Origin of the sequence: Staphylococcus gallinarum (genome assembly GCF_000875895.1) — a bacterium.
GTDB classification, from domain to species: Bacteria; Bacillota; Bacilli; order Staphylococcales; family Staphylococcaceae; genus Staphylococcus; species Staphylococcus gallinarum.
Genome location: NZ_JXCF01000270.1, coordinates 1 through 241, shown reverse-complemented (window position 1 = coordinate 241; position 241 = coordinate 1). Strand labels below are relative to the sequence as shown.

The 241-nt window shown below is 23.7% G+C and carries 1 protein-coding gene; it reads right to left on the bottom strand.

The window, feature by feature from the left end:
• Positions 1-135: 135 nt before the first annotated feature.
• A partial coding sequence (locus tag SH09_RS15735; protein ID WP_042740055.1) for an HTH domain-containing protein occupies positions 136-241 on the bottom strand: 106 nt, incomplete at its 5' end.

The window sequence follows — 241 nt, the reverse complement described above, 5'->3', positions numbered from 1 at the left end:
TGAGTATTTAATTTAACTGCTTCATTTTTAACCATATTTTTATAATCTTCAATTTCAAGATTGTTCCGTATTATTTCATGATGTTCTAAAATCTTTTTATTTATTTTTTTCAAAAATAACACCTCTTTTAAAATATTAATTCTTTTTAATAACCCTATATACAGTAGAACGACTTACACCTGTTTTTTTAGCAATCTCTTCACCCGTGAGTTTTTGTTCATCATATAAGAATTTAATCTCT